The 4,108-nt window shown below is 45.0% G+C and carries 2 protein-coding genes; both read left to right on the top strand.

Going from position 1 to position 4,108, the window contains the following annotated elements; genetic code table 11:
- Nucleotides 1-105: 105 nt before the first annotated feature.
- Nucleotides 106-2,040, top strand: coding sequence for a PTS 2-O-a-mannosyl-D-glycerate transporter subunit IIABC (gene mngA, locus AB4496_RS20630; protein WP_009845447.1), 1,935 nt, complete (start codon nucleotides 106-108; stop codon nucleotides 2,038-2,040).
- 237 nt (nucleotides 2,041-2,277) lie between these two features.
- On the top strand, nucleotides 2,278-4,108 hold a 1,831-nt coding region (locus tag AB4496_RS20625; RefSeq protein WP_372131822.1), incomplete at its 3' end, for an alpha-mannosidase.

Here is a 4,108-nt window from a genome sequence, read left to right as displayed (position 1 = left end):
GTATTGGTGAGATCGTGATCACGGATTAAATGTCTTGAAGTTGTATTATTCTTCTCGTCGACAGGGACGACTGTCGTACTAATCCGTGACTATGGGACAAAGGTTATGAAACTTACTACTCTAACGAATAAGTCGCTCGTAAATCTGCAAACTACGTTTAGCAGTCGAGAAGAAGCGATTTACGCACTTGCTGACCAACTGGATCAGCAAGGCAAACTGCATAACAAGCAAGAGTATCTTGATGCAGTATTTGCTCGTGAAGAGCAAGGCCCGACAGCGCTTGGCGAAGGCCTAGCAGTACCGCATGGTAAGACTGACGCGGTTAAAGAAGCTGGCTTCGCTGTAGCAACGCTTAAAGAAGACATGAAATGGAAAGGCTTGGATGAAGACGAAGATGTGAATCTTATCTTCCTAATTGCGATTCCAAATGCAGAAGCGGGCTCTACCCACATGCATCTGCTTACCGCACTGACAACTACATTGGTTGACGACGATGTTCGCGAAGCGGTATTAAAAGCGACAACCGCTGAAGAAATCTTTGCGCTTCTTGATGGCGACAATCAACAAGAAGAAAAACAAGACAACTTAGATACAAATGCACCGACAGTTGTATGTGTTACTGCTTGCCCTGCTGGCATTGCTCATACTTATATGGCGGCAGAATATCTTGAAAAGGCGGGCAAAAAGCTTGGCTATAACGTACATGTTGAAAAACAGGGCGCAAACGGTATTGAAGATCGCTTAACGGCTGAGCAATTAAACAATGCTGTGGCGTGTGTTTTTGCTGCTGAAGTGGCGATTAAAGAATCTGAGCGCTTTAACGGCATTCCTCGTATTGAAACACCAGTCGCAGAACCGATTAAACACGGTGAGCGCATTTTAAACGAAGCGATCGAAGAGTCGAAAAAAGGCAACGGTGCAGAGCGTAAAGTAGCTACTGATGATAAACCGAAGAAACTGCCACTGAAAACTGAGCTCAAACAAGCACTGCTTTCTGGTATTTCTTACGCGGTTCCTCTTATCGTTGCTGGTGGTACTGTTCTTGCGGTTGCTGTTCTTATCGCGCAAATTTTTGACCTGCAAGAGCTCTATGCAACAAAAGATTCTTGGCTATGGATGTATCGCAAACTAGGTGGCGGCCTACTGGGTACATTGATGGTGCCAGTACTGGCAGCTTACACAGCTTACTCATTAGCAGATAAACCGGCACTTGGTCCTGGTTTTGCCGCAGGTATTGCAGCAAACATCATTGGCTCTGGTTTCCTAGGCGGTGTTGTTGGTGGTTTGATTGCTGGTTACGTGATGCGTTGGGTAAAAGAGCATGTTCGCTTAGGCCCTGCGTTTAACGGCTTCCTTACTTTCTACCTTTATCCGGTGATCGGTACTTTGGTGGCAGGTAGCTTGATGCTATTTGTTATCGGTAAACCTGTAGCGTTCCTAAACCAAGGTCTAACGGACTGGTTGAACGGTATGTCTGGCACCAATGCGCTGCTATTGGGTGCGATTCTTGGTTTGTTTGTATCATTCGACTTAGGTGGTCCGGTAAACAAAGCCGCTTACGCATTCTGTTTAGGTGCAATGGCGAACGGTGTTTATGGCCCATACGCAATCTTTGGTTCAGTAAAAATGGTATCGGCGTTCACCGTAACGGCTTCAACCATGATTGCTCCACGCCTATTCAAAGACTTTGAGATTGAAACCGGTAAATCTACATGGCTACTTGGCCTAGCGGGTATTACCGAAGGTGCAATCCCAATGGCGATTGAAGATCCAATCCGTGTAATCGGTTCATTCCTACTAGGCTCTGTGGTTACAGGCGCGATGGTTGGTGCGGCAGGTATCGGTCTATCGACTCCGGGTGCAGGTATTTTTTCTATCTTCTTGTTACACGATTCAGGTTTGGGCGCATTCTCTGCTGCTGCAATCTGGTTCGGTGCTGCGCTTGTCGGCACAGTGATTTCAACTGTTACTCTTCTGATGTGGCGTGGTCATGCTGTAAAAAAGGGTAAGTTTGAAGCAAGTACTGCAACACAGAACTAACTAAATTTTGAGCTAACTTCTAACTCGCAATTAAAACACCATATAAAAAATAACGAACAACTTGGCTGTCCTAAATACCTGTGCTCCTAACGGTTTTATTCACACAGATTCTGGGCGTGGTTTTCTGCACCCTAAATTTAGTGGCAGCCAATTTTAACCCCTTGAAAAACTTTAATTTAGTCGTATTTGAGTTCGAATTTTAGATTTACTCGAAGCGACACATTTAGGTAAATGATTATGACTACATCACGCGTACATATTACTCCACACATGCACTGGGATCGTGAATGGTATTTCACAACAGAAGAGTCTCGCATTCTTCTTGTGAACAACATGGAAGAAATCATGAACCGTCTGGAGAGTGATCCAGAATACAAATACTACGTTCTAGATGGTCAAACCGCTGTTCTAGAAGACTACTTTGCGATCAAACCAGAGAACACAGAACGCGTAAAAGCATTGGTTGAAGCGGGCAAGCTTATTATTGGCCCTTGGTATTCTCAAACCGACACAATGCAAGTTTCTGGTGAGTCGATTGTGCGTAACATGATGTATGGCATTCGTGACTGTATGAAATTTGGCGATGCAATGAAGATCGGTTACCTACCAGATTCATTCAGCATGAGCTCACAGCTGCCGATGATCTATAACGGTTTCGACATCACGCGTGCAATGTTTTGGCGTGGTTGTTCAGAGCGTCATGGCACCAACAAAACAGAATTCTTATGGCAGTCTAATGACGGCAGTGAAGTTACGGCACAAGTGCTTCCGCTAGGTTACGCAATTGGCAAATACCTTCCACAAGACGAAGAAGGCTTGCGTGCTCGTTTAGATAAGTACTTCCCAGTGCTAGAAAAGCCATCGGTAACGAAAGACATTTTGCTGCCGAATGGCCATGACCAAATGCCGATTCAAAAAGACATCTTTGAAGTAATGGACAAACTTCGCGAAATCTACCCAGATCGTGAATTCTCAATGAGTCGTTACGAAGAAGTGTTCGAGAAAGTAGAAGCGGCGCGCGACCAACTCGACACAATTAAAGGCGAGTTCAACGACGGTAAATACATGCGTGTTCACCGTACGATCTCTTCTACGCGTATGGATATCAAACTGATCCACGCAGAAATCGAAAACAAGATTGTAAACATCTTAGAACCACTAGCGTCTATCGCTTGGACATTAGGCTTTGAATACCACCATGGTTTGATTGAGAAAATGTGGAAAGAGAGCATGAAGAACCACGCTCATGACTCGATTGGCTGCTGTTGTTCTGACAAGGTTCACGCTGAGATCCTAAACCGTTACATCCTTGCGGACGATATGGCGACCAACCTGATTCATTTCTACAAGCGTAAGATTGTTGACCACATGCCAGATCGCGAAGGTTGCGACAAGTTGGCGATGTTTAACCTTTCTCCATATGAGCGTGAAGAAGTGGTTAACACGACTATCACTATCCGTGCTCAAGAGTTCTCTATTTTTGATGAAAACGAAAACCCTGTTGAATACTTCATCCAAGATAAACGCCAAATTGACCCAGGTAAAGTAGACCGTCAAATCGTTCACTACGGTAACTACGACCCGTTCATGGAGTTTGATATTCAGATCAAACGTACTGTGCCAGCGATGGGCTTCACCACGTTACACATCCAAGGTAACGAGAAGGGCGCAGTAAAAGTTGCAGAACAAAAAGACTACTTGCTAGAGAACGAGTACTACCGAATCAATGTAAACGACAACGGTACTCTGACTATTTTCGATAAAGAGACAGAGCAAGTATTCGACCAAGTACTTCGTTTAGAAGACGGTTCTGATGACGGCGATGAGTACGATTACTCTCCATCTCGTCAAGAATGGTTGCTGTACTCAGATGAGTTCCCGGTAGAAACATCGATTGATCACCAAGGCTTTCAATCGGTAGCGAACATCGCTTTCCGCATGAACGTGCCTGCAAACCTTGCAGAGCGTGAAGAACGTACGGGTCAAAACGGATTCGTTGAAGCGCAATGCCAAGTGGTATTGAAGCAAGGTTCTCGCCGCATTGAAGTTCGTATGGAACTAGACAACC

Source organism: Vibrio sp. 10N.222.46.A1 (genome assembly GCF_041473595.1).
GTDB classification, from domain to species: Bacteria; Pseudomonadota; Gammaproteobacteria; order Enterobacterales; family Vibrionaceae; genus Vibrio; species Vibrio tasmaniensis_A.
This window is presented reverse-complemented; position numbering and strand designations above follow the sequence as displayed.

Coding starts and splice junctions, on each gene's coding strand:
- mngA (WP_009845447.1), top strand. CDS start 106: ATGAAACTTACTACTCTAACGAATAAGTCGCTCGTAAATCTGCAAACT.